At 56.0% G+C, this 19,571-nt stretch carries 22 protein-coding genes; 15 read left to right on the top strand and 7 right to left on the bottom strand.

Going from position 1 to position 19,571, the window contains the following annotated elements; all coding sequences use genetic code 11:
* The first annotated feature begins 66 nt into the window (after positions 1 to 66).
* The 13 genes from BLU05_RS22405 (at position 67) to BLU05_RS22340 (ending at position 11,106) form a co-directional block, all read left to right on the top strand.
* Entirely contained in the window at positions 67 to 1,353 is a 1,287-nt protein-coding gene (locus tag BLU05_RS22405; RefSeq protein WP_091885083.1) for a flagellar hook protein FlgE, read from the top strand.
* A gap of 28 nt (positions 1,354 to 1,381) precedes the next feature.
* Positions 1,382 to 2,854 carry a flagellar hook-associated protein FlgK gene (gene flgK / locus BLU05_RS22400; protein ID WP_091885080.1) on the top strand — a complete coding sequence of 491 codons (1,473 nt, stop codon included), beginning with the start codon at positions 1,382 to 1,384 and terminating at the stop codon, positions 2,852 to 2,854.
* A gap of 2 nt (positions 2,855 to 2,856) precedes the next feature.
* Positions 2,857 to 3,906 carry a flagellar hook-associated family protein gene (locus BLU05_RS22395; protein ID WP_091885078.1) on the top strand — a complete coding sequence of 350 codons (1,050 nt, stop codon included), beginning with the start codon at positions 2,857 to 2,859 and terminating at the stop codon, positions 3,904 to 3,906.
* A gap of 51 nt (positions 3,907 to 3,957) precedes the next feature.
* Positions 3,958 to 4,302, top strand: coding sequence for a flagellar biosynthesis regulator FlaF (flaF, locus tag BLU05_RS22390; protein WP_091885075.1), 345 nt, complete (start codon positions 3,958 to 3,960; stop codon positions 4,300 to 4,302).
* Positions 4,303 to 4,306: 4 nt separating this feature from the next.
* Entirely contained in the window at positions 4,307 to 4,747 is a 441-nt protein-coding gene (gene flbT / locus BLU05_RS22385; RefSeq protein WP_091885072.1) for a flagellar biosynthesis repressor FlbT, read from the top strand.
* Positions 4,744 to 5,142, top strand: coding sequence for a flagellar hook assembly protein FlgD (flgD, locus tag BLU05_RS22380; protein ID WP_091885070.1), 399 nt, complete (start codon positions 4,744 to 4,746; stop codon positions 5,140 to 5,142). Before flbT ends, flgD begins: the two co-directional genes overlap by 4 nt.
* 16 nt (positions 5,143 to 5,158) lie before the next feature.
* Complete coding sequence (locus tag BLU05_RS22375; protein WP_091885068.1) at positions 5,159 to 5,425, top strand: flagellar biosynthetic protein FliQ; 267 nt, start codon at positions 5,159 to 5,161, stop codon at positions 5,423 to 5,425.
* Between the two features lie 837 nt (positions 5,426 to 6,262).
* Positions 6,263 to 8,353: a flagellar biosynthesis protein FlhA gene (gene flhA / locus BLU05_RS22365; RefSeq protein WP_091885063.1), complete on the top strand. Its 2,091-nt coding sequence runs from the start codon at positions 6,263 to 6,265 to the stop codon at positions 8,351 to 8,353.
* Positions 8,354 to 8,364: 11 nt separating this feature from the next.
* Positions 8,365 to 9,123, top strand: coding sequence for a flagellar biosynthetic protein FliR (fliR, locus tag BLU05_RS22360; RefSeq protein WP_091885061.1), 759 nt, complete (start codon positions 8,365 to 8,367; stop codon positions 9,121 to 9,123).
* Between the two features lies 1 nt (position 9,124).
* Positions 9,125 to 9,535 (top strand): hypothetical protein, encoded by a 411-nt coding sequence (locus tag BLU05_RS22355; protein WP_091885059.1) that lies wholly within the window; start codon positions 9,125 to 9,127, stop codon positions 9,533 to 9,535.
* Between the two features lie 49 nt (positions 9,536 to 9,584).
* Complete coding sequence (locus tag BLU05_RS22350; protein WP_091885056.1) at positions 9,585 to 10,157, top strand: rod-binding protein; 573 nt, start codon at positions 9,585 to 9,587, stop codon at positions 10,155 to 10,157.
* A gap of 20 nt (positions 10,158 to 10,177) precedes the next feature.
* Positions 10,178 to 10,624, top strand: coding sequence for a flagellar protein FlgN (locus tag BLU05_RS22345; RefSeq protein WP_348271770.1), 447 nt, complete (start codon positions 10,178 to 10,180; stop codon positions 10,622 to 10,624).
* The gene (locus BLU05_RS22340) at positions 10,621 to 11,106 is read left to right on the top strand and encodes a hypothetical protein (RefSeq protein ID WP_091885053.1); all 486 of its coding nucleotides are present in this window, start codon (positions 10,621 to 10,623) and stop codon (positions 11,104 to 11,106) included. The genes BLU05_RS22345 and BLU05_RS22340 overlap by 4 nt, the downstream gene beginning before the upstream one ends.
* A gap of 4 nt (positions 11,107 to 11,110) precedes the next feature.
* Here the strand turns inward: BLU05_RS22340 and BLU05_RS22335 are convergent, their stop codons facing one another.
* From BLU05_RS22335 to BLU05_RS22310, 6 genes are all read right to left on the bottom strand, one after another.
* The gene (locus tag BLU05_RS22335) at positions 11,111 to 11,452 is read right to left on the bottom strand and encodes a PilZ domain-containing protein (protein ID WP_091885269.1); all 342 of its coding nucleotides are present in this window, start codon (positions 11,450 to 11,452) and stop codon (positions 11,111 to 11,113) included.
* 195 nt (positions 11,453 to 11,647) lie between these two features.
* Complete coding sequence (locus BLU05_RS22330) at positions 11,648 to 12,913, bottom strand: ABC transporter substrate-binding protein (protein ID WP_091885051.1); 1,266 nt, start codon at positions 12,911 to 12,913, stop codon at positions 11,648 to 11,650.
* A gap of 25 nt (positions 12,914 to 12,938) precedes the next feature.
* Entirely contained in the window at positions 12,939 to 13,775 is an 837-nt protein-coding gene (locus BLU05_RS22325; protein ID WP_091885048.1) for a carbohydrate ABC transporter permease, read from the bottom strand.
* Positions 13,772 to 14,710 (bottom strand): carbohydrate ABC transporter permease, encoded by a 939-nt coding sequence (locus BLU05_RS22320; RefSeq protein ID WP_091885045.1) that lies wholly within the window; start codon positions 14,708 to 14,710, stop codon positions 13,772 to 13,774. The genes BLU05_RS22325 and BLU05_RS22320 overlap by 4 nt, the downstream gene beginning before the upstream one ends.
* Positions 14,703 to 15,857, bottom strand: a complete 1,155-nt coding sequence (locus tag BLU05_RS22315; RefSeq protein WP_091885043.1) for an ABC transporter ATP-binding protein — start codon at positions 15,855 to 15,857, stop codon at positions 14,703 to 14,705. Before BLU05_RS22315 ends, BLU05_RS22320 begins: the two co-directional genes overlap by 8 nt.
* Positions 15,854 to 16,684, bottom strand: a complete 831-nt coding sequence (locus tag BLU05_RS22310; RefSeq protein WP_091885266.1) for a metallophosphoesterase family protein — start codon at positions 16,682 to 16,684, stop codon at positions 15,854 to 15,856. The genes BLU05_RS22315 and BLU05_RS22310 overlap by 4 nt, the downstream gene beginning before the upstream one ends.
* Positions 16,685 to 17,033: 349 nt before the next feature.
* Here BLU05_RS22310 and BLU05_RS22305 point away from each other — a divergent pair, with 349 nt between their 5' ends.
* On the top strand, positions 17,034 to 18,302 hold the full coding sequence (locus BLU05_RS22305) for a D-alanyl-D-alanine carboxypeptidase (protein ID WP_091885040.1): 1,269 nt from the start codon (positions 17,034 to 17,036) through the stop codon (positions 18,300 to 18,302).
* A gap of 56 nt (positions 18,303 to 18,358) precedes the next feature.
* Here the strand turns inward: BLU05_RS22305 and BLU05_RS26030 are convergent, their stop codons facing one another.
* Positions 18,359 to 18,526, bottom strand: coding sequence for a DUF1127 domain-containing protein (locus BLU05_RS26030; RefSeq protein ID WP_139210506.1), 168 nt, complete (start codon positions 18,524 to 18,526; stop codon positions 18,359 to 18,361).
* 193 nt (positions 18,527 to 18,719) lie between these two features.
* On the opposite strand from BLU05_RS26030, the gene BLU05_RS22300 reads away from it, so the two are divergent.
* The gene (locus BLU05_RS22300) at positions 18,720 to 19,568 is read left to right on the top strand and encodes a TPM domain-containing protein (RefSeq protein ID WP_244518492.1); all 849 of its coding nucleotides are present in this window, start codon (positions 18,720 to 18,722) and stop codon (positions 19,566 to 19,568) included.
* The last annotated feature ends 3 nt before the right edge of the window (positions 19,569 to 19,571 follow it).

Raw genomic sequence — 19,571 nt, 5'->3', positions numbered from 1 at the left:
CGTCAGGTTCACGCAAGCATCGCAGGGTTACGATCCTGAACGGAATCATGGCGCAAGGAGACGGAAATGAGCCTCTATGGAATGATGCGGACGGGTGTATCGGGCATGAATGCCCAGGCCAACCGTCTGTCGACTGTATCCGACAATATCGCGAATTCCAGCACCACAGGCTACAAGCGGGCGAGCACGCAGTTTGCTTCGCTGGTTCTGCCAAGCTCCGGCGGCGCCTATAATTCCGGCGGCGTGGAAACGGTTGTCCGCCATCATATTTCTGACGACGGTTCGCTTCGCTTCACCACATCCTCGACCGACCTTGCGCTCAAGGGCAACGGCTTCTTCGTTGTTAATGATACAAACGGCACGCCGTACCTGACACGCGCCGGCTCCTTCGTTCCCGATGCGCAGGGCAATCTTGTCAATGCCGCCGGATACTACCTGATGGGCAATCCGATTGTGAATGGCCAGACGAATGCTGTTATCAATGGCTATCAGGGTCTGGAGAAGATCAATATCAAGCAGAACGACCTTGTTGCCGATCCAAGCCGCAAGGGGACATTCACCGCAAATCTTCCTGCAGGTTCAGCCGTTATTGCGGCGGCAGACCTGCCGTCAAATGCAGCGGCCAACACAGCAGGAACCGCAAAATACACGGCCAAGACATCGCTGCAGAGTTTCGACAATCTGGGCAATCTGGTTGTTCTCGACGTCTACTTTACCAAGACGAGCGAAGATCCGGTCACCAAGAACGCCACCTGGGAAGCGACCGTTTACAACAAGGCCGATGCATCAGCCAGTGGAGGCTTTCCCTATTCCAAGCCTGCAATGAAGACGGAAACCTACAATTTTGATGGTGTGACCGGAAAGCTGACATCCACCGACAAGTCGCTTTCGGTCCAGATTCCCAATGGTCAGTTGCTCGAGATTGATCTGTCAGCGACGAAACAGCTTGCGGGTGACTTTACCCCGATCGAAGCGAAGATTGACGGCAGCACGCCGAGCCCTATCGACAATGTTGATATCGCCGCGGATGGCACCGTTGTTGCCCGCTACAAGAACGGTGCGCAGCGTGCCATCTATCAGATCGCACTGGCCGATGTTCCAAGTCCCGACAAGCTTCTGGTTCTGTCAGGCAATGTTTATTCGACCAGTGCGGAATCCGGCGATGTTCAGTTTGGCAAGCCTGGCAAGGGCAGTTTCGGCACGCTGACTTCGGGCGCGCTGGAGGAATCCAACGCGGACATCGCGCAGGAACTGACTGAGATGATTGAAGCGCAAAGAAGCTACACGGCCAATTCCAAGGTCTTCCAGACCGGTGCGGATTTGATGGACGTGCTGGTGAATCTGAAAAGGTAATACTCCAAATGGTGATTGGACCTAAGGCATGTCATTAACTTCGGCACTCCTTACCGCTCAGAGTGCTCTGACGACGACGTCGAAACAGACAGCGTTGGTATCCCGCAATATTGCGGGTGCCAACGATCCCAATTTTACGCGTCGTATTGGTTCAGTCGTCAGTGGTCCCAACGGATCAACCTATCTGTCGGTTCGCCGTTCGGCCGATGACGCGCTTCTTTCCAAATATATCGAGACCAACAGCCAGCTCGGAATGTCCGATACGCTGAAGAGCGGCCTCGACCGCTTGTCGGGCATCTATTCCGCCAATAATGCATCCGGTTCCCCAAGCGCTTTGCTGGGCGACCTGCGTGACTCGCTGCAGCAGTATGCATCGCAGCCCGGCAATAATTCCGTTGGCGAAGCGGCCGTTTCCAAAGCCGTCAATCTCGCCAATGCCCTGAACAAGGGTTCGAACGAGATCCAGAAGCTGCGGCTGGATGCCGATAGCGACATCAATGATTCCGTCAAGAATATCAATTCGCTGCTGGCGAAGTTCGAGACGATCAATAACAAGGTGGTCAACGGAACGCGCTCCGGTGCTGACGTATCGGATTATCTCGACCAGCGCGACGGTTTGCTGAAGGAAATCTCCGGCGAGATCGGCATCACGACGATGGTGCGCGGCGACAATGATCTGGTCATTTTTGCCGAGTCCGGTGTCACCCTGTTCGAAGGATCACCGCGCAAGGTCGGCTTCACACCAACAAGTGCTTTCGCAGCGGGTACAACGGGCAATCAGGTCTATGTGGATGGCGTGCCGCTATCGCATGATACATTCCAGCAGCCATTTGGAACGGGCCGTTTGAGCGGTCTGTTGCAATTGCGTGATCAAACGGCACCTGCCTATCAGAACCAGCTAGATGAAGTCGCGCGCAGCCTTGTCAGCATGTTCGCCGAGAAGGATCAGAAAAACCCGCCGACACTGCCGAATGTTCCAGGCCTCTTCACCTATTCCGGTGCGCCGGGCATGCCTGCGGATGGCACGATTTCACCGGGTATTGCCGGAACCATCAAGGTTTCCTCCGCCTATATCCTGTCAGAAGGTGGCAGCCCGACGCTGCTGCGCGATGGTGGCACCAATCCAGCCAACCCGGATTATGTGCAGAACACCGGTGGATCGGCTGGCTACTCTGCACGTCTGCAGGGACTGATCGGGGCCATCAATGCGCCGCGCACTTACGACGCCAATGCGGGCATAAGCGGGCAGAAAAGCCTTCTGGATTATTCCGCCGCCTCGATCAGCTCGCTTGAAACCAAACGCAAATCTGTCACCGAGACCAATACCTATAATGGCGTGCTGGCATCGCGGGCAGAGGACGCCATTTCCAATGCATCCGGTGTGAACATCGATGTCGAGATGCAATCGATGCTCGAACTTGAACATTCCTATCAGGCATCGGCGCGCATTTTGTCCGCCGTGGATGCCATGTTGAACGAACTCTTGAACGCGGTGAAATAGCGATGAAGACCCAGTCCATTTCATCCTACATGCTTGCCAATTCGACCCGGAACATTCTGGCGAAAGCACAGGCGGATCTTATCAAGGCAAAGGAAGAAGCCACAACAGGCTTTGTCTCCGATACGGGCCTTGCGCTTGGCAGCCGCACCGGCCAGTCGATTTCACTGCGCAAGGAATATGACCGGCTGACGGTCCTTACCGAGACCAACAATCTCATTGGCCAGCGCATGACGACCTCGCAAAATGCCCTTGGCAATCTCGTCAAGAACGCGACGGATTTTCTCGGCACGGTCACGGCCCTGCGCGGCTCGGCTGATGGTCATTCGGTTGCAGCTGATAAGGCCAAGAGCGGCTTGCAGACAACAACAGGCCTCGCCAATACCAACTATAATGGCGAGTATGTTTTTGCCGGTGTGAATACCGATGTGCAACCGATGGATGACTACTATGCCGCCGGTAATCCAGCACGGGCGGCGATCCAGACTGCTTTTCAGACCCAGTTCGGTTTTCCGATGAACGATCCGCAGGTGAAGAACATCACCGCCGATCAGATGAAGACTTTTCTCGACACGACCATGACGGCACAGTTCAGCGCGGGTTCGTGGTCCAATAATTGGTCGTCGGCGTCCGATACGCTGGTCAAGAGCCGGATTGCACCGACGGAACTGGCCGAGACGTCCGTCAGCGCCAACAATGCCGGCTTCCGGCAATTGGCCATGAGTTACACCATGGTGGCCGAACTTGGAAATATCGGTTTGAGCCAGGGTGCCTTTGATGCTGTCATGGACAAGGCAATTTCCACAACGAGCCAAAGCGTCTCGTCGCTGACGAGCGCCCAGTCCTTCCTTGGCGATGCGCAGGCCCGGACCAAGGATGCAACGGACCGTTTGACCGTGCAGATCAAGGTCCTTAACAGTTCGGTTCTCGATCTGGAGGCTGTTGACCCCTACGAGGCGGCCAACCGTGTGACCGCGCTGACAACCCAGATCGAGGCGTCCTATGCCCTGACTGTCAAGTTGCAGAGCCTGAGCCTGCTCAACTATCTGAAATAATCGCAACGTGCGCGGCTCGCGCGCCCGTTCACGTCGATACCGGAAAGACACATGTACCAGGCCCGATACAACGACATCATGGACGACGGCGCAGAGAGCGCCAAGGAGCGCGAACGCTCGCTGTTCGACCAGTCGATCCTGATGCTGGAGGAAGCGCGCGACGAGGGCGAATATTCCTTCAAAGCCATTGAGGCGGTGCATTTTACCTCCCGGCTCTGGGTGATTGTGATTGAGGATCTCGGCAGTCCCGAAAATGGCCTGCCGCAGCAATTGCGTGCCTCGTTGATTTCGATCGGTATTTATATCCTGAAAGAGCTTGAAGCTATCCGGCAGGGCAGCTCGGTCGATTATGATGGCATCATCGAGATCACCAGAACCATTCGTGACGGGATCTGACATCATGAAAATTACCCTGCGTGCCGGTGAAAAAGTCTATATCAACGGCGCTATTCTGAGTGCAGACCGAAAAGTCTCCCTCGAATTTCTCAATGACGTTACCTTCCTGCTTGAAAGTCATGTGCTGCAGGCAAGTGAAACGACTACGCCGCTGCGTCAGCTCTATTATGCGGCGCAGATCATGCTGATCAATCCGCTGATCAGGCATGATGCAAACATCACCTTCAAGCGTATGCTGGGAAACCTGCTGGCAACGTTTGAAAACCAGCTGATGCTGAAGGAGCTGAAGCTGATCGATGAGATCGTCTGCAATGACCGGGTGTTTGAGGCACTCAAGGCCATACGTTCGCTCTATCCGCTGGAAGCACAAATTCTGTCCGGCGATCTGGACACCATCCATCCCACCCATTCGGACCAGCCAAACAGGCCGGAGGCAATCGCATGACCACCACTTCTTCCGTCGGATCACCAACCGGCAACACACCGGATACGTCCAAAACGGGCGGTCCGAGTGTCGACTATCAGTCCTTTCTCAAGCTGCTCGTCGCGCAGATGAAGAATCAGGACCCGACACAGCCGATGGACGGCACGCAATATGTGGCGCAGCTGGCGCAGTTCTCCAATGTTGAACAGTCGACATTGATGAACAAGAAACTGGATCAGATTCTGGCAAGCACTTCGCTGTCGCAGGCTGACGGCATTATCGGCAGGACTGTGACAAGCGCCGATGGCAAAGTCACCGGCGTGGTGGAATCGGTCAAGATCTACAGTGACGGTATGATTGCCAAGCTGAAGGGCGGTGCCGAATTGCCTGTTACCGCCGGCATCGTCATCAGTTGATCGCCAGCAGCCAATCATGAATGAGGCCGATGCACTCGACATCATCAACCAGGCGATCTGGACGGTGATTGTCGCTTCCGGCCCGGCGGTGGGCGCCGCCATGCTGGCGGGCGTCTGTATCGCGCTGTTTCAGGCCCTGACGCAAATCCAGGAAGTGACTTTGACCTTCGTGCCGAAGATCATTGTTATTCTCGCTGTACTTGCACTGACCGCACCCTTTGTCGGCTCGCAGATCAATACGCTCACCCTGCTGACGTATTCACGCATCGAAAAGGGTTTCTGAGCTTTCGCATTGCGGTGGATGTATCACCCCCCTCTGTCCTGTCGGACATCTCCCCCACAAGGGGGGAGATCAGCTGTCACTACTGCCTTTGCACAATCGGAAACGTTTCAAATTGTGCAAAGGCGTTGATGTCAATGTGATCTCCCCCCTTGTGGGGGAGATGTCCGACAGGACAGAGGGGGGTGAGCACCACTGTGAACCCTTACCAAACCACCATTCCCCAAAAAAAATCACCACCAACTTATCCACGTTTCTCCAACCTCGCTTATTCTGATGGGGTCCTTTCCGGCGGGAATGCTTCCGGAAACTATTCGAAGTCAGGAAAGGACCGGCGCTTCTGTTTGCGGGTGGTAGTCTCGCAGGTCGGAGAGGTTCCGCTCTTATGCCGGTACTGAGCCTGACAGCCAGGAAACCGGTGAAGAGCGGGAACACAAATCGCCGGGGCGGGTGGTCCGAGGGATCGTAAACACCGCAACACCAACCAAAGACTTCAGCGCTCCCGATGGACCGCCCGTCTTTCCCACTTTTTCAATGGCCAGACGCGAAAGCGGTGTGGCAACGGGGGAGCAATGTGTTGTAGAGCCAGCGTTGCATGGTTCGTGGTTCGACAAGCTCACCATGAGGGAGATTGGTGGATGTAAGGCTAATCACCAACGTTGTAGATTACTCAGATTGCAGAACCTGACTCCCTTGCATCCACCCTCTCCCTCATGGTGAGCTTGTCGAACCACGAACCACGAACCACGCAAATCCGGTTTTGCAAAGCACGGACAACATCCCCGCTTTGGCTTCGCGTAAGCTTCGCTCCCTATGCTCCAACGATCATAGGAGAATGCCGTGCAACAGGTCGCCGTCAAAAAACTGGGAGACAAGGGTTATCTGACCGGCAGTGATGTCGGACTGGCGCTCGGCATCGTCGTTATTCTGACGGTGCTCTTCCTGCCCGTATCGCCCATGGTGCTTGATATTGGCCTCGCATTTTCCATCGCGCTTTCAGTCCTGATCCTGATGGTATCGCTGTGGATTCAGCGCCCGCTCGATTTCTCGGCCTTTCCCACGGTTCTGCTGATTGCCACCATGATGCGTCTGTCGCTCAACATCGCGACGACCCGCGTCATCCTCACTCACGGAGATGAGGGCTATGCGGCGGCGGGACAGGTCATTCACGGGTTTTCCCAGTTCGTCATGGGCGGCGATTTCGTCATCGGTCTTGTGGTGTTTGCCATCCTGATCATCGTCAACTTTCTCGTCATCACCAAGGGCGCGACGCGTATCGCGGAAGTTGGCGCACGCTTTACGCTTGATGCCATTCCCGGCAAGCAGATGGCGATTGATGCCGACCTCTCATCCGGCTTGATAGACGAGAAGGAGGCGCAGCACCGCCGCCGCGAGCTGGAGGAAGAAAGCGCCTTCTTCGGTTCGATGGATGGTGCGTCAAAGTTCGTGCGCGGCGATGCGATTGCCGGTCTTATCATCACCGCCGTCAATATTTTCGGCGGTATCATCATTGGCGTTACCCGCCACGGCATGGAAGTGGGTCAGGCGGCTGACGTCTTCACCAAACTTTCGGTTGGTGACGGTCTGGTCACGCAGATCCCGGCGCTGATCGTATCGCTTGCGGCTGGCCTGCTGGTCTCCAAAGGCGGCACACGCGGCTCCACCGACAAGGCTGTTTTCGGCCAGCTCGGTGCCTATCCAAAGGCGCTATTTGTGGCGGCGCTGCTGTTGTTCGTGCTCGGCGTCCTGCCCGGTCTGCCCGCCTTTCCATTCTTCATTCTCGCGCTTGGCCTTGTTGCCATCGGCATTTCGGTTCCGCGTAAACTTGCACGCGTGGCGGCGGCCGCGCTGGCCGATGATGCCCAGAAAAAGAAAGCGGCTGAGGACGAGGACCGCAATTCCGTCCGTGCTTCACTCGAAACCGCGCAGATTGAGCTTTGCTTGGGCAAGCAGCTGTCGACCCGTCTGATGGCCTCGCAGCTGGAACTTGCGCACCGCGTCAATAAAATGCGCAAGAAGTTTGCCACCGAATATGGTTTTGTCGTTCCGGAGATCAAAGTTACGGATGATTTTCTCATTCCGCCAAAAGTCTATCGTATCAAGATTCATGGCACGGTGGTTGTCTCGCAGGAACTGCGCGTTGGCGAAATTATGGTTATTCCCGGCGACCGCCCGATCCCCGAAATTCCCGGTGAAGAGGTGAGGGAACCCGCCTTTGGCATGAAGGCCTATTCGGTGCCTGAGACTTTTGCCGCTGACCTTAAGCGCGACAATTACATGACCGTCGACAATCTCTCGGTGATGCTCACGCACCTCAGCGAGATTGTCCGCAACAATCTGGCGCAGCTTCTGTCCTATAAGGATATGCGGGCGCTGCTGGACAGGCTCGGCCCTGAATATCGCAAGCTGCTTGATGATATCTGCCCCGCCCATCTTTCCTATTCGGGCCTGCAGGCGGTGCTCAAGCTGCTATTGTCGGAACGGGTTTCCATCCGCAATCTTAATCTCATTCTTGAAGCCATTGCTGAAGTTGCCCCGCATATCCGCCGTTCGGAAATGATCGTCGAGCATGTGCGTATGCGCATGTCACAGCAGATTTGCGGCGATCTTGCGGATAATGGCGTGCTCAGCGTCCTGCGTCTTGGCAATCGCTGGGACATGGTTTTCCATCAGAGCCTCAAGCGCGATGCCAAGGGTGATATCATCGAATTTGATATTGACCCGCGTCTGCTTGAACAGTTCGGTACGGAGGCCAGCACGGCAATCCGCAAGCATCTGGATGCGGGGGAACGTTTCGTGCTCGTCGCTTCGCCGGAAGCGCGGCCCTATATCCGCATGATCATCGAAAGGCTGTTTGCCACGCTTTCCGTGCTGTCCCATGTGGAGATTGCCCGTGGCGTCGAAGTGCGTTCGCTCGGAACGATCTCGTGAGGCTTTGAACGATGCTGCAGAATCTGGCGCTCAGCGACATGGTGATCGCCGCCTTTCTGGTCTTTGCCCGTGTCGGGGCGTGCCTGCTGATTATGCCCGGTATTTCCAGCCCGCGCATTCCGTTGCAGGTCAGGCTTTTTCTCGCTCTCGCCTGTTCACTGATGGTCGTGCCGCTCGTGCTCAAGCAGGTAACACCCGCGGCCAATGCCGCGCCTCTCGTGCTGATGCGCATCATCGTCATTGAAGCCATTGTCGGCGCGCTGATCGGTATTCTGGCACGCATGTATTTCTGGGCTCTGCAGTTCATGGCCAACACTATTGCCATGGCGACGGGTTATTCCGGCGCTCCGGGGGCGGGCATCGAATCCGAAGAACCGCAGGCGGCGATTGCCACCATTGTCACTTTCTCGGCCCTGCTGATGTTCTTCGTGATGGACCTGCATCTTGAAGTGCTGCGTGCCTTGCTCTCATCCTATTCGGCTATCCCGGTTGATGGGGTTTTCCAGCCCGCAACAGCCATGGTCAATCTGACCGATACACTGTCCAAAGCCTTCTTCAGCACCATTCGCATTGCTGCACCGTTTATTGTCTTTGCGGTTGTCGTCAATATTGCCGTTGGCCTGATCAACAAGCTGACCCCGACAATCCCTGTCTATTTCATCTCCATGCCGTTCGTGCTCGCGGGCGGTTTGATGCTTCTCTATTTCACTATGCCCGATCTTCTCCGGTTCTTTACCAGCGAGGCCGGCACCTATCTCAGGAATTTTTGACATGGCCATCAGATCAGGCTCACGCGGATCACTTCAGGGGATGATCAAGCTGCAGGGCCTGACCAAGGCCCGGCATGAAATGCAGCTCTCGCGGCTGACCGCGCAATCCGTTGCGATTGACGAGGAAAACACGGCTCTGTTCAAGATGCAGAATGATCGCTTCGAAAATGGTGGGGGTATCGTTCCTGCCGATCTCATTATGAAGCGGCTTGAAACCAACAAGGCAAAAGAGGCTGATCTGTCCGAGCGGATGACCTTTGAAAAGCGCGATCTGCTGATGGTTTCACGCACGCTGGATATATTGCGCGACCGGCTTCGTCAGCTGGAACAGGATATGGAGCGAATCGCTGCGGCTGACGAAATCGAGGAATATGTCATCCATACAATCGCTGGCGGCACAAGCCTCCCGTAAGTTTGGGCAGGTAAGGTGGAAAGCATGAAACACGATGGGACAATGACTGATGGCCATTAATCCACCTTCCGATCTGGTGCTGGATGTTGCCAATGCAGCAGATCCGGCAACCTTGCAGGCTTCGGTCGAAAAACTTCGCAGCCTCGCCGCTGCGCGTGTCGAAGCCCAGACGCGGCTTTCGCGCGAGACCTTTGCATCGATACAACAGGCGGGTACTCCAACGGTTTCCATCGGCAGCACACATGCGCCGGACAAGCAGAATGCGGCCTACAAGAAATTTGAATCATTCATGCTGCAATCCTTTGTCGAGTCGATGTTCACCGGCGACAATCAGGCCGTGTTCGGTCAGGGCATTGCCGGGGATTACTGGAAATCGATGATGTCAGAGGCAGTGGCCAAGAAGATGGCCGATGCGGGTGGTATTGGTGTGGCGAAGATGCTGGAACAGCAGAGCGCCAAGAAAGCGAAAAACGAGGCAGCGAGTGAAACGCCCGCTGTATCAGGCGAACAAAGTCTCACTCAAAAACAGGACTCAAATGTCATTTTGTACCAGATCGAACGGCAACTCATTCACAAGCAATTGAAAACGACGAAACCTGTTGAAGATATCAGACAGGGCTGAGGCCGCCAGGATTGGAGGAAATGAATATGGATGTAGTCAACGACAATGAAGAGCATGGCGCAGTGATCGAGCACGCTCCGCTTGAACCCCAGCAGATCGAACCGGCGCTTGAGCCCGTTCTCTTTGCGATCAAGCGTCTGGAAGAAGTGGTTGAGCGCGAAACGCAATTGCTGCTTGATGGCGAGACGATTGATCTTGCCGAGATCAATTCGCACAAGAGCCGTGGCCTGCGCGACTTCAACAAGGCGATGAACAAAGCCGCAAAAACGGCGGGGATACCGGCATTGAAGTCGCTTCAGCCTGTACTCGATGCGCTGCGGCAGAAGCTGGATCGCAATTGCGATGCCATCAAGTTGCATCTGCGCGCCGTGACGGAACTGACCGGCCTCATCCGCGATGCGCTTGAAACGCAGGAAGCCGATGGCACCTATACGGTCCAGCAGATGAGGAACGGGCAGGGCGCATGATCCGCATTGTCCTGATCGGTCTGTGGATATGCGGCGTTGCGCTGGGGTCGCTGTATTTTGCCGTATGGCAGAATTCGGCGACGGCGGCCATCTCATCCCAGAGCAAGGACATGCTCGATTTCGGCAAGACGGATGTCTTCAGCGTCCCGATTATTCTCGACGGCACGGTGGAAGGCTATATCGTCGTGCAGCTCGGCTATACGCTGGATAGCCGCGTAAAGGCCTCTGTCACGGTGCCGGTTGGACCGTTTATCAATGATGAAGTTTTCCGCCAGTTCTACGGCCACTTTTCCGATGTGAAAGATGTGCAGAAGGTTGAATTTGCCAGCGTCAAGCAATCAGTGATTGACGGCGTTAACGCGAAATTCCCGGAACCTCTGGTGCGCGACCTGCTTGTCGAGCAATTCAACTACATAACGGCCAAGGAAATCCGCGACCAGAACACCAAGGGCCTGCCGCGCCAGACGCCACCGGCACCATGATCAATCAAAGCGAATAGTATTTTCCGGCAAGTGCACTGAGCACGGCCGCGCTTAGCGGCGCTATATTTGTGTCTTCGATGAAGCGCACGCCGTAATCTCCGTCCTTGTGCCAGACGATTTCAGTCATCAGTGCGCCGCGATGCTGATCATCAAACAGCCAGAATCTGTTAGGGACCACGCACGGCCCAACGGTTCTGATCCGTGCCCCGCCACCGGCGATATTATGGAAATGACATTCGGTCAGAAACTGGCCATCAAGCGTCGCAAGCTTTCCCGAGCGCAGGCGTGTGCGCTTGCGTTCCTGAATGCGCTTTTCCGTTTTGTAGCCGGAGTCTGTCGGTGGCATCGATGGTCGGTCCAGCAAGGATTGATAGATCGGCGCGAGCATATGTCTGTGTCACATATCTCCAACCGGTGGTTGTCCTTGAAGGTCATAGTCTCAAACCATTGCAAAACCGTTATACGGCATTTCATGTTGTGGGATGCGTATCAGTTGCCCCGTCGGTTTGACGGGACAACTGATAAGGGGATTGTACAATGCTTAGCGGCGCGGCAGGAGCTTCTGAACTTCATCAGCCGCGCTGTTCAGGGCTTCTTCCGGTGTGGCCGATTGTTCGACAACGCGCGACAGATTGTCGACGATGGTCTGGGTTACCTTGACGCCGTTTGTGCCGGGGAACGCATACCAGGGGATCATTCGGTTCATCTGGTTGAGACCAGCCTGAAACAACGGGTTCTGCTTGTAGAAATCGCCAAGATACTCAGGTGACTTCGCGGCCAGTTCATTGTTCGGCACATAGCCGGTGCCGGGAACCACAACCGATGCGCCAAAGGGTCCGGCGGCAAATTTTGCAAACTTCCATGCGGCCTGCTGCTTGGCTGCATCCTTGGTGAGGATCACGACAGCATTGCCACCGGTTGGCAGATGGCCCTTTTCCGGGTTGAGCAGCGGCAATGGTCCGGTGCGCAGGTCAAACTTGCTGCCGACATTCTTGATCGTGTTGCGCAGCGCACCCGTGGTCTGGAAAGCAAAGCCCACCTTGCCCGCTACGAAAGCCTGCTCGCCCGCCTGCTTGGTCAGAACAGGCATGCCACCTTCCTTGACCAGACGGCTAACGAGATTGAAGGCGGCAATACCTTCCGGACCATTGAACGCGACCTTCTTCTCGTCGGGTGAAAGCATGGTACCACCGGCACCGAAAAGCAGCGCCGAGAACATCCAGTCATCGCCCTGCCAGCGGAAGTCGATGCCTTCATTGCCATTGCCAAGCGCTTTGACCTTGGCGCCGAGCGCAATCACTTCGTCCCACGTCTTCGGTGGCTGGTCCGGATTGCCGCCCGCCTGCCGGATGAGATCGGCATTGTAATACATGATCGGATTGGAGGTGGCGAAGGCGAGGCCGACCTGCTGATCGCCAACTTGGGCGAGGCGCAGGATATTGTCGCTGAAACCCTGAGCGGCCATATCAGCCTCCTTGGCGATCAGCGGCTTCATGTCGATATTGACGCCGCGCTCGGCAATCATGCGCAGACGGTTGAGACCGATGAAGGTGACGTCAGGCATTTCAGCGGTGCCGGCCTGACGCAGGATCGTCTGGATGCCCTCTTCATAGGTGGCCGAAGGGCTGACGAAGCTGATCTTGATATCAGGGTTTTCTTCCATGAACTTCTTGGAGATGACATCCATCACATCCTTGAAGAAACCCGGCATTGGGTAGTGTACGTTCAGGGTCGTTTCCGCCAAAGCGGGGGCACAGAATGTGGTGGCGATTGCGGCTGCCGCAATCGTCTTTCGAAAGAAGCTCATTATTATCTCCTGGTCTTGGGAACAGTCAGCCTTTGAGGCCGGTGAGGGTTATGCCTTCGATGAAACGCCGCTGTGCCAGCAGGAATGCTGCGACGAGCGGCAGGGTGATGATGAGGGTTGCGGCCATCAGGGCCCCGTAATCGTCGCCCGCTTCCGCCGCGCGGAAGAACAGCAGACCGAGAGGCGGGGTTGCCCGTTCGGTGCCGGTGATGACGATGAGTGGCCAGAACAGATCGTTCCAGTGCGCAACCACCGAGAAGATCGAAAAGGCTGTGACTGCGGGCCATGCATTGGGAACAATCACCCTGTTGACGATGGCGAGTTCCGACATGCCATCAAGACGGGCAGCGGCGATCAGATCATTCGGCATGGCGCGGAAGAATTGCAGGAACAGGAAGATGCCGAAGACGGAGATGAAGAACGGCGCCGACAGGGCAAAATAGCTGTTCAGCATCCCGACCTTGTTCAAGGCAACGTAAATAGGCAGGGCGGTTGCGTGAATGGGGATGAGCAGCCCGAGCATGACGAGGGTCATCATGGTTTGCGCCGCGCGAAACCGCAGCTTTGCCATGGCGTAGGCGCAGGGAATGGCGATGACCACCTGAAAGAAGAAGATCAGGCCGCAAACGACCAGTCCATTCCACAGAAGCAGCCCCATCGGAACCCGGGTGAAGGCTTTGGCGAGATTTTCCCACAGCGCCCAGTGTTGCGGGAGCAATGTCAGCGTTGAGGAGAATATCTCTTCGCGGGATTTTGCGGCGGTGGAGATCATCCAGATATAGGGGGCAAGGAAGACCAGTGCTCCCGCCGACAGGATGCCAAGGCGCAAATTGCGCATGGAGAGGAGTGCGGTGCTTCTCATGTGTAATGCACCTTCTTGTCGAGAACGCGATACTGGATGAGCATCAGGACGATGAGGAAGGCGAGGAAGATCACGGTCATGGCGGAGGCATAGCCGACACGCAGATAGACAAATCCCTCCTGATAAATAGTCCAGAGGAGGACTTCCGAGGCCTTGTTGGGGCCGCCTTCGGTCAAGGTCTTGACGGTCTCGAACACCTTCACCGCATTGATCACACTGATTGTTGTGACGAACAGGGTGGTCGGGCCGAGCATGGGCCATGTGACGAGGCGAAAGCGCTCCCAGCTGCTCTTGGCGCCATCAACTTCCGATGCCGCATAAAGCTCACGCGGGATTGCCGTGAGGCCCGCCAGAAACAGCACCATGTTGAACCCGACGGACTGCCAGATACCGATAATCGCCAGACTGATAAGCACCGTGCTGCTGCTGCCAAGCCAGTTTGGACCGGCAATACCGAGCATTGACAGCATGGCATTAACAGGGCCGATGGTCGGATGCAGCAGATATTGAAACACGGTGGCCATGGCGACCAGCAGGGAAGCGACGGGGAGGAAATAGACCGTACGGAAAAAGGCCCGCCCGCGTGTTTCACCCTCGATCAGCAGGGCCACCCCAAGGCCGATGAACACGGAAAAGGGTGTGACAATGGCCGTATAGACAGCGGTGTTCTGGAGCGAAATCAGAAACGTCCGGTCACTGAAAAGCTCGATGTAATTGTCGAGCCCGATAAATTGGAAATCATCATAGCCCAGCTCGTAATTTGTCAGGCTGAAAACAAAGACAGCAAGTGTCGGCAGCAATATCAGGGCGATAATGAGAATGATCGCTGGAGCCGCCAGTTGCCATGCCACACGCTCCTCGCGTTTTGCAGCACGGATGGCGGCTTGTCTTGCTGTGGGGTGGGAAAGGTTGGCGTCTACAGCTATTTCACGCATCGACGGCAACCCTCACCGGATTGCGCAGCGGAACACGCAAGCCATCATCGCCGAAGACAAGACAGGCATCCTTGTCAACCTGCAGCATAACCGGCGACCCGGCAGCAAGATGCGCGACATCGGCAGGTGCGGCTTTGACGACGATACCATCCTCAGTGCCCGCGACATCCGTTGTGACCAGCACTTCCGAGCCAAGGAACTCCAGCCGTGAGACAGTGGCGGCGATACCGTCTGCGCCCTCAGGTTTGAGCCTGATGCGCTCCGGCCTGATCCCAAGCCGAACCGCAGTTCCCACCGGGCCCGTAACGCCTTCGATCATGGACTTACCAGCGAAAAATACCCTGCCATTTTCAGATGTAACGGCGTTGATGATGTTGATACGCGGACTGCCAACGAATTTTGCCACTTCAATATGGCGTGGATCGTCATAAATTTGCGCAGGCGAAGCAAACTGCAGCACCTTGCCGCCCATCATGACCGCGACGCGGTCAGCCATGCTCAGCGCTTCGGACTGGTCATGGGTAACGTAAATGGTGGGAACGCCGGTGCGCCTGTGCAGATCGACAATCTCGGCGCGCGTATGCACCCGCAGATTGGCGTCGAGATTGGAAAGTGGTTCATCCATCAGAAAGACGCCGGGCTGGCGCACAAGCGCCCGTGCCAGCGCCACACGCTGCCGCTGCCCGCCGGACATCTGTCCGGGTTTCCGATCAAGCAGATGATCAATCTTGAGGCTGGTTGCCGTGGTCAATACCTGCTGTTTGATGGCGGCTTGCGTTGCGGCGCGGCCCGCCATGAAGCGACCAAGAAACGGCATTCGTTGCAGGGTGGAAAGCTTGCGCATGGCCAGCGGCACCGCAATGTTCTGTTCGGCGGTCAAATGCGGGTAGAGAGCGTAGGACTGGAAAACCATTGACACGTTGCGATCAGCCGGATGTTCCGCCGTGATCTCGCGGTTCCCCATCCAGATACTGCCGGTATCGCCGTGATCAAGACCGGCAGCAATGCGCAGCAAGGTGCTCTTGCCGCAGCCTGATGGCCCGACCAGTGCGATGAATTCACCCTCCTCGGCTTCGATGCTGACATCGTCAAGAATGCTGTTGGAGCCATAGGATTTGGAGATATTTCTCAGGGCAAACGCGCTCATGCGGCACTCTCCGGTGCTTTCGGCGCGCGCGGATAGACCTCTTCGATAACGTCATCGAGGACAAAGCGGGACAAGGTATCAATTTCGACAATCTCGGTCTTAACCGTATCGGTCAGCGTATGGACCGCTGCACCGAGAATGCGCTTGCCGGGCATATCCGGCACCATATCCCCGACGGTGAAGGAAGAAGCCGGTGCCCACACAAGGCTGGTGCCATTGTGTGCGCCTTGCCATGCACAATGCAGATGTCCGCTGGCATGCAGAGCCACATCATATTCTGCAAAAAGCGCCAGAAGCTTCTTGCGCGGGGCAGGGCGGACGCTCCAATAGCCGGTCTCGCCTTCATCGGCAGTATCGACAAAAAGCGGCTTGTGCGCGAAGACGGCAATGCGGCGGTCCGCTGCTTCGGCGAGCACATCCTCAAGCCAGTCAAATTGCTCTGCTTCCTCCAGACTATCATTGCCCAGAATGAGGCTGTTGAGGCCCACCAGCCGCCAGCCATCCACATCATGGAACCAGCGGTCGGGTCCGACCATTTCGCGCCAACGGTCGATCCGCGTCGCATTAACAGGTTGGGGGCTTGCGGGCATGTGGCCGATATCGTGATTGCCGGGCAGGCTCAGGACCGGAGCGGTAAGCTCGTTGAGCAACTTGACGGAAAAGGCAAGGTCGTCCTCGATGTCGGCGCCATCGATGGAAAGGTCTCCCGTATGGATAATCAGATCCGGTTTCTGGTCTGCCACCCATTGCGCCAACGGCGCCCAATTCGGATTGAAGTGTTCCTTGCCGGGGCTGAGGTGTGTGTCGGTAATCTGGATGATCTTCACGGGATATCTCTTTCGAAAAATCAAATACGGGGCATCTGAAAATCGGACGTCGGTTATGTGCATAGCTGTGCGAAGCCAAGCCGCTCGAACGATCTGGCGTTGCGCCTTCATAGGCTTGGTCTGTGACGCCAGCGTTTCAGGCTGGTGACAGTTCAATGAACGTATCTGCGGTTGCGGGAGGAATTTGACAGAAACTGCGGGCATGCTTGCAGCCCATAAAAGCGGTGAACAATTGCATTGTTCACCATAAATATTTACACCTTATCAACCTCAGTTTCCGTAGTCTGAGCGCGTGCCCGGTCAGCTGGTCTGCACCCTTCATCCGTCTTTTCGAACCGGAGATTCCGCAATGCCGCTTGGTCTCGCTTTCCAAAGCCTGTTGTGCCGTTTGAGAGTTCTGGTTGCGGGCATCGCCTGTCTGGCTGTTGGACTTCCGGTGATTGCGCAGGCTGCCGAACAGCCCTGGTTTGTTCTTGATGTTTCGACCGGAAAAGTGCTGGGCGAGGGCAATGCAAACACGCCGCATGGGCCTGCCTCGCTGGCAAAGATGATGACGCTTTACCTGACATTCGAGGCGATCAAAAAGGGCAGGCTACATTGGGATGACAGGATTGCCGTATCGGCGAATGCCGCGCGCAAAGTTCCGGCAAAGCTCTGGATGCGGGCCGGGGATACGTTGAGCGTGCGTGAGGCAGTCAACGGCATGATCATTCTTTCCGCCAATGACGCGGCGTCTGCCATGGGCGAGCACCTTGGCGGGACGGAAGCGCGCTTTGCCCAGCAAATGACCATGCGCGGGCGCCAGCTTGGCCTCAGGAACACGGTTTTCCGCAATGCATCGGGGCTAACCGAGAAAGGTCAGTCGACAACGGCGCGGGACATGGCGACGCTGGGCGTGGCTGTGATGCGGGATTTCCCGAAAGAATATGGTCTTTTCTCCCAGCGATCCTTTGTTTTTCGCGGCAAGCAGATCAATGGCCACAATAATCTGATGTACCGCTATGCCGGGGTTGACGGTATCAAAACCGGCTATACGGATGCGGCGGGTTTCAATCTGGTGTCGTCATTCACGGATAATAACCGGCACATTGTCGGCGTTGTTCTTGGCGGTAAAACCGGCCGTTCGCGCGATGACCGGATGGCGCAGCTTCTGGATCAGTACATGCCGATGGCAAGCGATGGCTCGAAGCGGAGCCGCGATCTTGTCGCTAGCAATGCCGTCGCTGGAACAAATCAGGTTGGTGCGTCGGCAATCCCGGTTCCGCGCACCGCAGACAGATCAGTTGTACAGCATAAACCCGGTATTGCCGAACTGATTGATGAATCGAAGATTGAGCAGGGTGATGGCGGGCTGGAACCTTTGAAGTCCTCGGCCCAGTGGAATATCCAGATTGGCGCGGTGGATACCCGTGCCGACGCCAACCGGCTGCTTGGCAGGGCCGATAAACTCGTCCAGGCGATCCTGCCGGGTGCCAAGGGCTATATTGAACCGGCGTCAAAGCGCGGTGCGCAGCTTTATCGTGTCCGGTTCGGCGGCTTCAGCGATGCGCAGGCTGCAAGTGCCGCCTGTTCCGAGTTGAAGCGCCGTTCCTTTGCCTGCATCGCGTCACGCAATTAAAATCAGACGAATGGACGCGACCGCTTTGTCTGTTGGGTGCCTGCCTTGCGAACAGATCAGCCTCTCTCCCTTTGACCGCCCGAATAAGACCGAACGGGAATGTCGAGGGTATGGATCAGCGGGTCGATACCCAGATCAACCAGTTGATCCACCGGCAGGCTGTTGAGTTCGGCAATGATGCGGCGCGCATTGCGCCAGGCAATATAGTTACGGTAAATATTCATCTTCATACCTCGTCTTTGTTCAACGAATAAACAGGAACCTTGAAAGGCTCCTGTGAACACGATGAAGTATGCGCGGCTGTGTCAAAACGCGGTATCTCATTTGACCGAAGAGATTGCCTGATCCTCCGAGAGTTAGGCGCCTATTGTCTATGGCGCGATTGTGGAACCAGATCGTCCATAGTATCCAGTTTGCATGCCAATGAATGTCGAGATATCGCACCACATAGATGCGTCTGATCTGAACCCGGAAGGGTTTTATGATTATCACTATGAATACGATATCTACGTCTTTTCGGACGGGTCGCTTTCCTATGTCGTGCGTGCCTATGCGGATCAAACGGAGCAGGCGGCTTTCATGTCCGTATCGAAAGGATCAAGCAAACGCCTTTTGCGGTCGAAAGACTTTCGTGCACCACTTTTTGCCGAGGCTGTTGCTTATCTGCGCAATGCCGGGAAAACCGATCTGTCCTGGCTTTGCGAGAAGCGGGGCCGCTATATTCCCATTACCGATACGGATGACGGGCGGAAAATATCGCGCTTATGGCGCTGGCTTTGGTGGTCTCGTCATGCGGCTCTGGCGCTTAGCTTGCTCATATTTGTCTCGGTCCATGGCTATGCAGCCGAATTGCCTCCCCTCACCGGACGTGTCGTCGATAACGCCGGTGTTATCGATAGCATCGCCGAAGAAGCACTGACCAATGAACTGCAATTGCTGGAGAACAAGACGTCGGATCAGCTGGTTGTCGTGACCATCCCCGACCTTGACGGCGAGCCCATCGAGGCGTTTTCCACCCGTCTGTTCAACGCGTGGAAACTTGGCCAGAAGCAGACAGACAATGGCGTTTTGCTTGTTGTCGCGCCCAAGGACCGCAAGGTGCGTATTGAAGTCGGATATGGTCTGGAGCACAGACTGACCAACACCACGGCCAAGCGGATTATCGAGAGCAGGATTATCCCGAAATTTCGCGCAGGCGACCTTAATGGTGGCATCAAAGACGGAGTAACGGATATTCTTGCGGTGCTTTCCGATGACCGCCTTTGATAT

Origin of the sequence: Phyllobacterium sp. OV277, from assembly GCF_900104355.1 — a bacterium.
In the GTDB taxonomy this organism is placed as follows: domain Bacteria; phylum Pseudomonadota; class Alphaproteobacteria; order Rhizobiales; family Rhizobiaceae; genus Phyllobacterium.
Note: the sequence above shows the minus strand (reverse complement) of the source record. Positions and strands in the feature narration are given on the sequence as shown.

Bases quoted from the DNA above. Each gene is read 5' to 3' on its own strand.
- BLU05_RS22405 (WP_091885083.1), top strand. From the start codon at position 67: ATGAGCCTCTATGGAATGATGCGGACGGGTGTATCGGGCATGAATGCC.
- flgK (WP_091885080.1), top strand. From the start codon at position 1,382: ATGTCATTAACTTCGGCACTCCTTACCGCTCAGAGTGCTCTGACGACG.
- BLU05_RS22395 (WP_091885078.1), top strand. From the start codon at position 2,857: ATGAAGACCCAGTCCATTTCATCCTACATGCTTGCCAATTCGACCCGG.
- flaF (WP_091885075.1), top strand. From the start codon at position 3,958: ATGTACCAGGCCCGATACAACGACATCATGGACGACGGCGCAGAGAGC.
- flbT (WP_091885072.1), top strand. From the start codon at position 4,307: ATGAAAATTACCCTGCGTGCCGGTGAAAAAGTCTATATCAACGGCGCT.
- flgD (WP_091885070.1), top strand. From the start codon at position 4,744: ATGACCACCACTTCTTCCGTCGGATCACCAACCGGCAACACACCGGAT.
- BLU05_RS22375 (WP_091885068.1), top strand. From the start codon at position 5,159: ATGAATGAGGCCGATGCACTCGACATCATCAACCAGGCGATCTGGACG.
- fliR (WP_091885061.1), top strand. From the start codon at position 8,365: ATGCTGCAGAATCTGGCGCTCAGCGACATGGTGATCGCCGCCTTTCTG.
- BLU05_RS22355 (WP_091885059.1), top strand. From the start codon at position 9,125: ATGGCCATCAGATCAGGCTCACGCGGATCACTTCAGGGGATGATCAAG.
- BLU05_RS22350 (WP_091885056.1), top strand. From the start codon at position 9,585: ATGGCCATTAATCCACCTTCCGATCTGGTGCTGGATGTTGCCAATGCA.
- BLU05_RS22345 (WP_348271770.1), top strand. From the start codon at position 10,178: ATGAATATGGATGTAGTCAACGACAATGAAGAGCATGGCGCAGTGATC.
- BLU05_RS22340 (WP_091885053.1), top strand. From the start codon at position 10,621: ATGATCCGCATTGTCCTGATCGGTCTGTGGATATGCGGCGTTGCGCTG.
- BLU05_RS22335 (WP_091885269.1), bottom strand. From the start codon at position 11,452: ATGCCACCGACAGACTCCGGCTACAAAACGGAAAAGCGCATTCAGGAA.
- BLU05_RS22330 (WP_091885051.1), bottom strand. From the start codon at position 12,913: ATGAGCTTCTTTCGAAAGACGATTGCGGCAGCCGCAATCGCCACCACA.
- BLU05_RS22325 (WP_091885048.1), bottom strand. From the start codon at position 13,775: ATGAGAAGCACCGCACTCCTCTCCATGCGCAATTTGCGCCTTGGCATC.
- BLU05_RS22320 (WP_091885045.1), bottom strand. From the start codon at position 14,710: ATGCGTGAAATAGCTGTAGACGCCAACCTTTCCCACCCCACAGCAAGA.
- BLU05_RS22315 (WP_091885043.1), bottom strand. From the start codon at position 15,857: ATGAGCGCGTTTGCCCTGAGAAATATCTCCAAATCCTATGGCTCCAAC.
- BLU05_RS22305 (WP_091885040.1), top strand. From the start codon at position 17,034: ATGCCGCTTGGTCTCGCTTTCCAAAGCCTGTTGTGCCGTTTGAGAGTT.
- BLU05_RS26030 (WP_139210506.1), bottom strand. From the start codon at position 18,526: ATGAATATTTACCGTAACTATATTGCCTGGCGCAATGCGCGCCGCATC.
- BLU05_RS22300 (WP_244518492.1), top strand. From the start codon at position 18,720: ATGCCAATGAATGTCGAGATATCGCACCACATAGATGCGTCTGATCTG.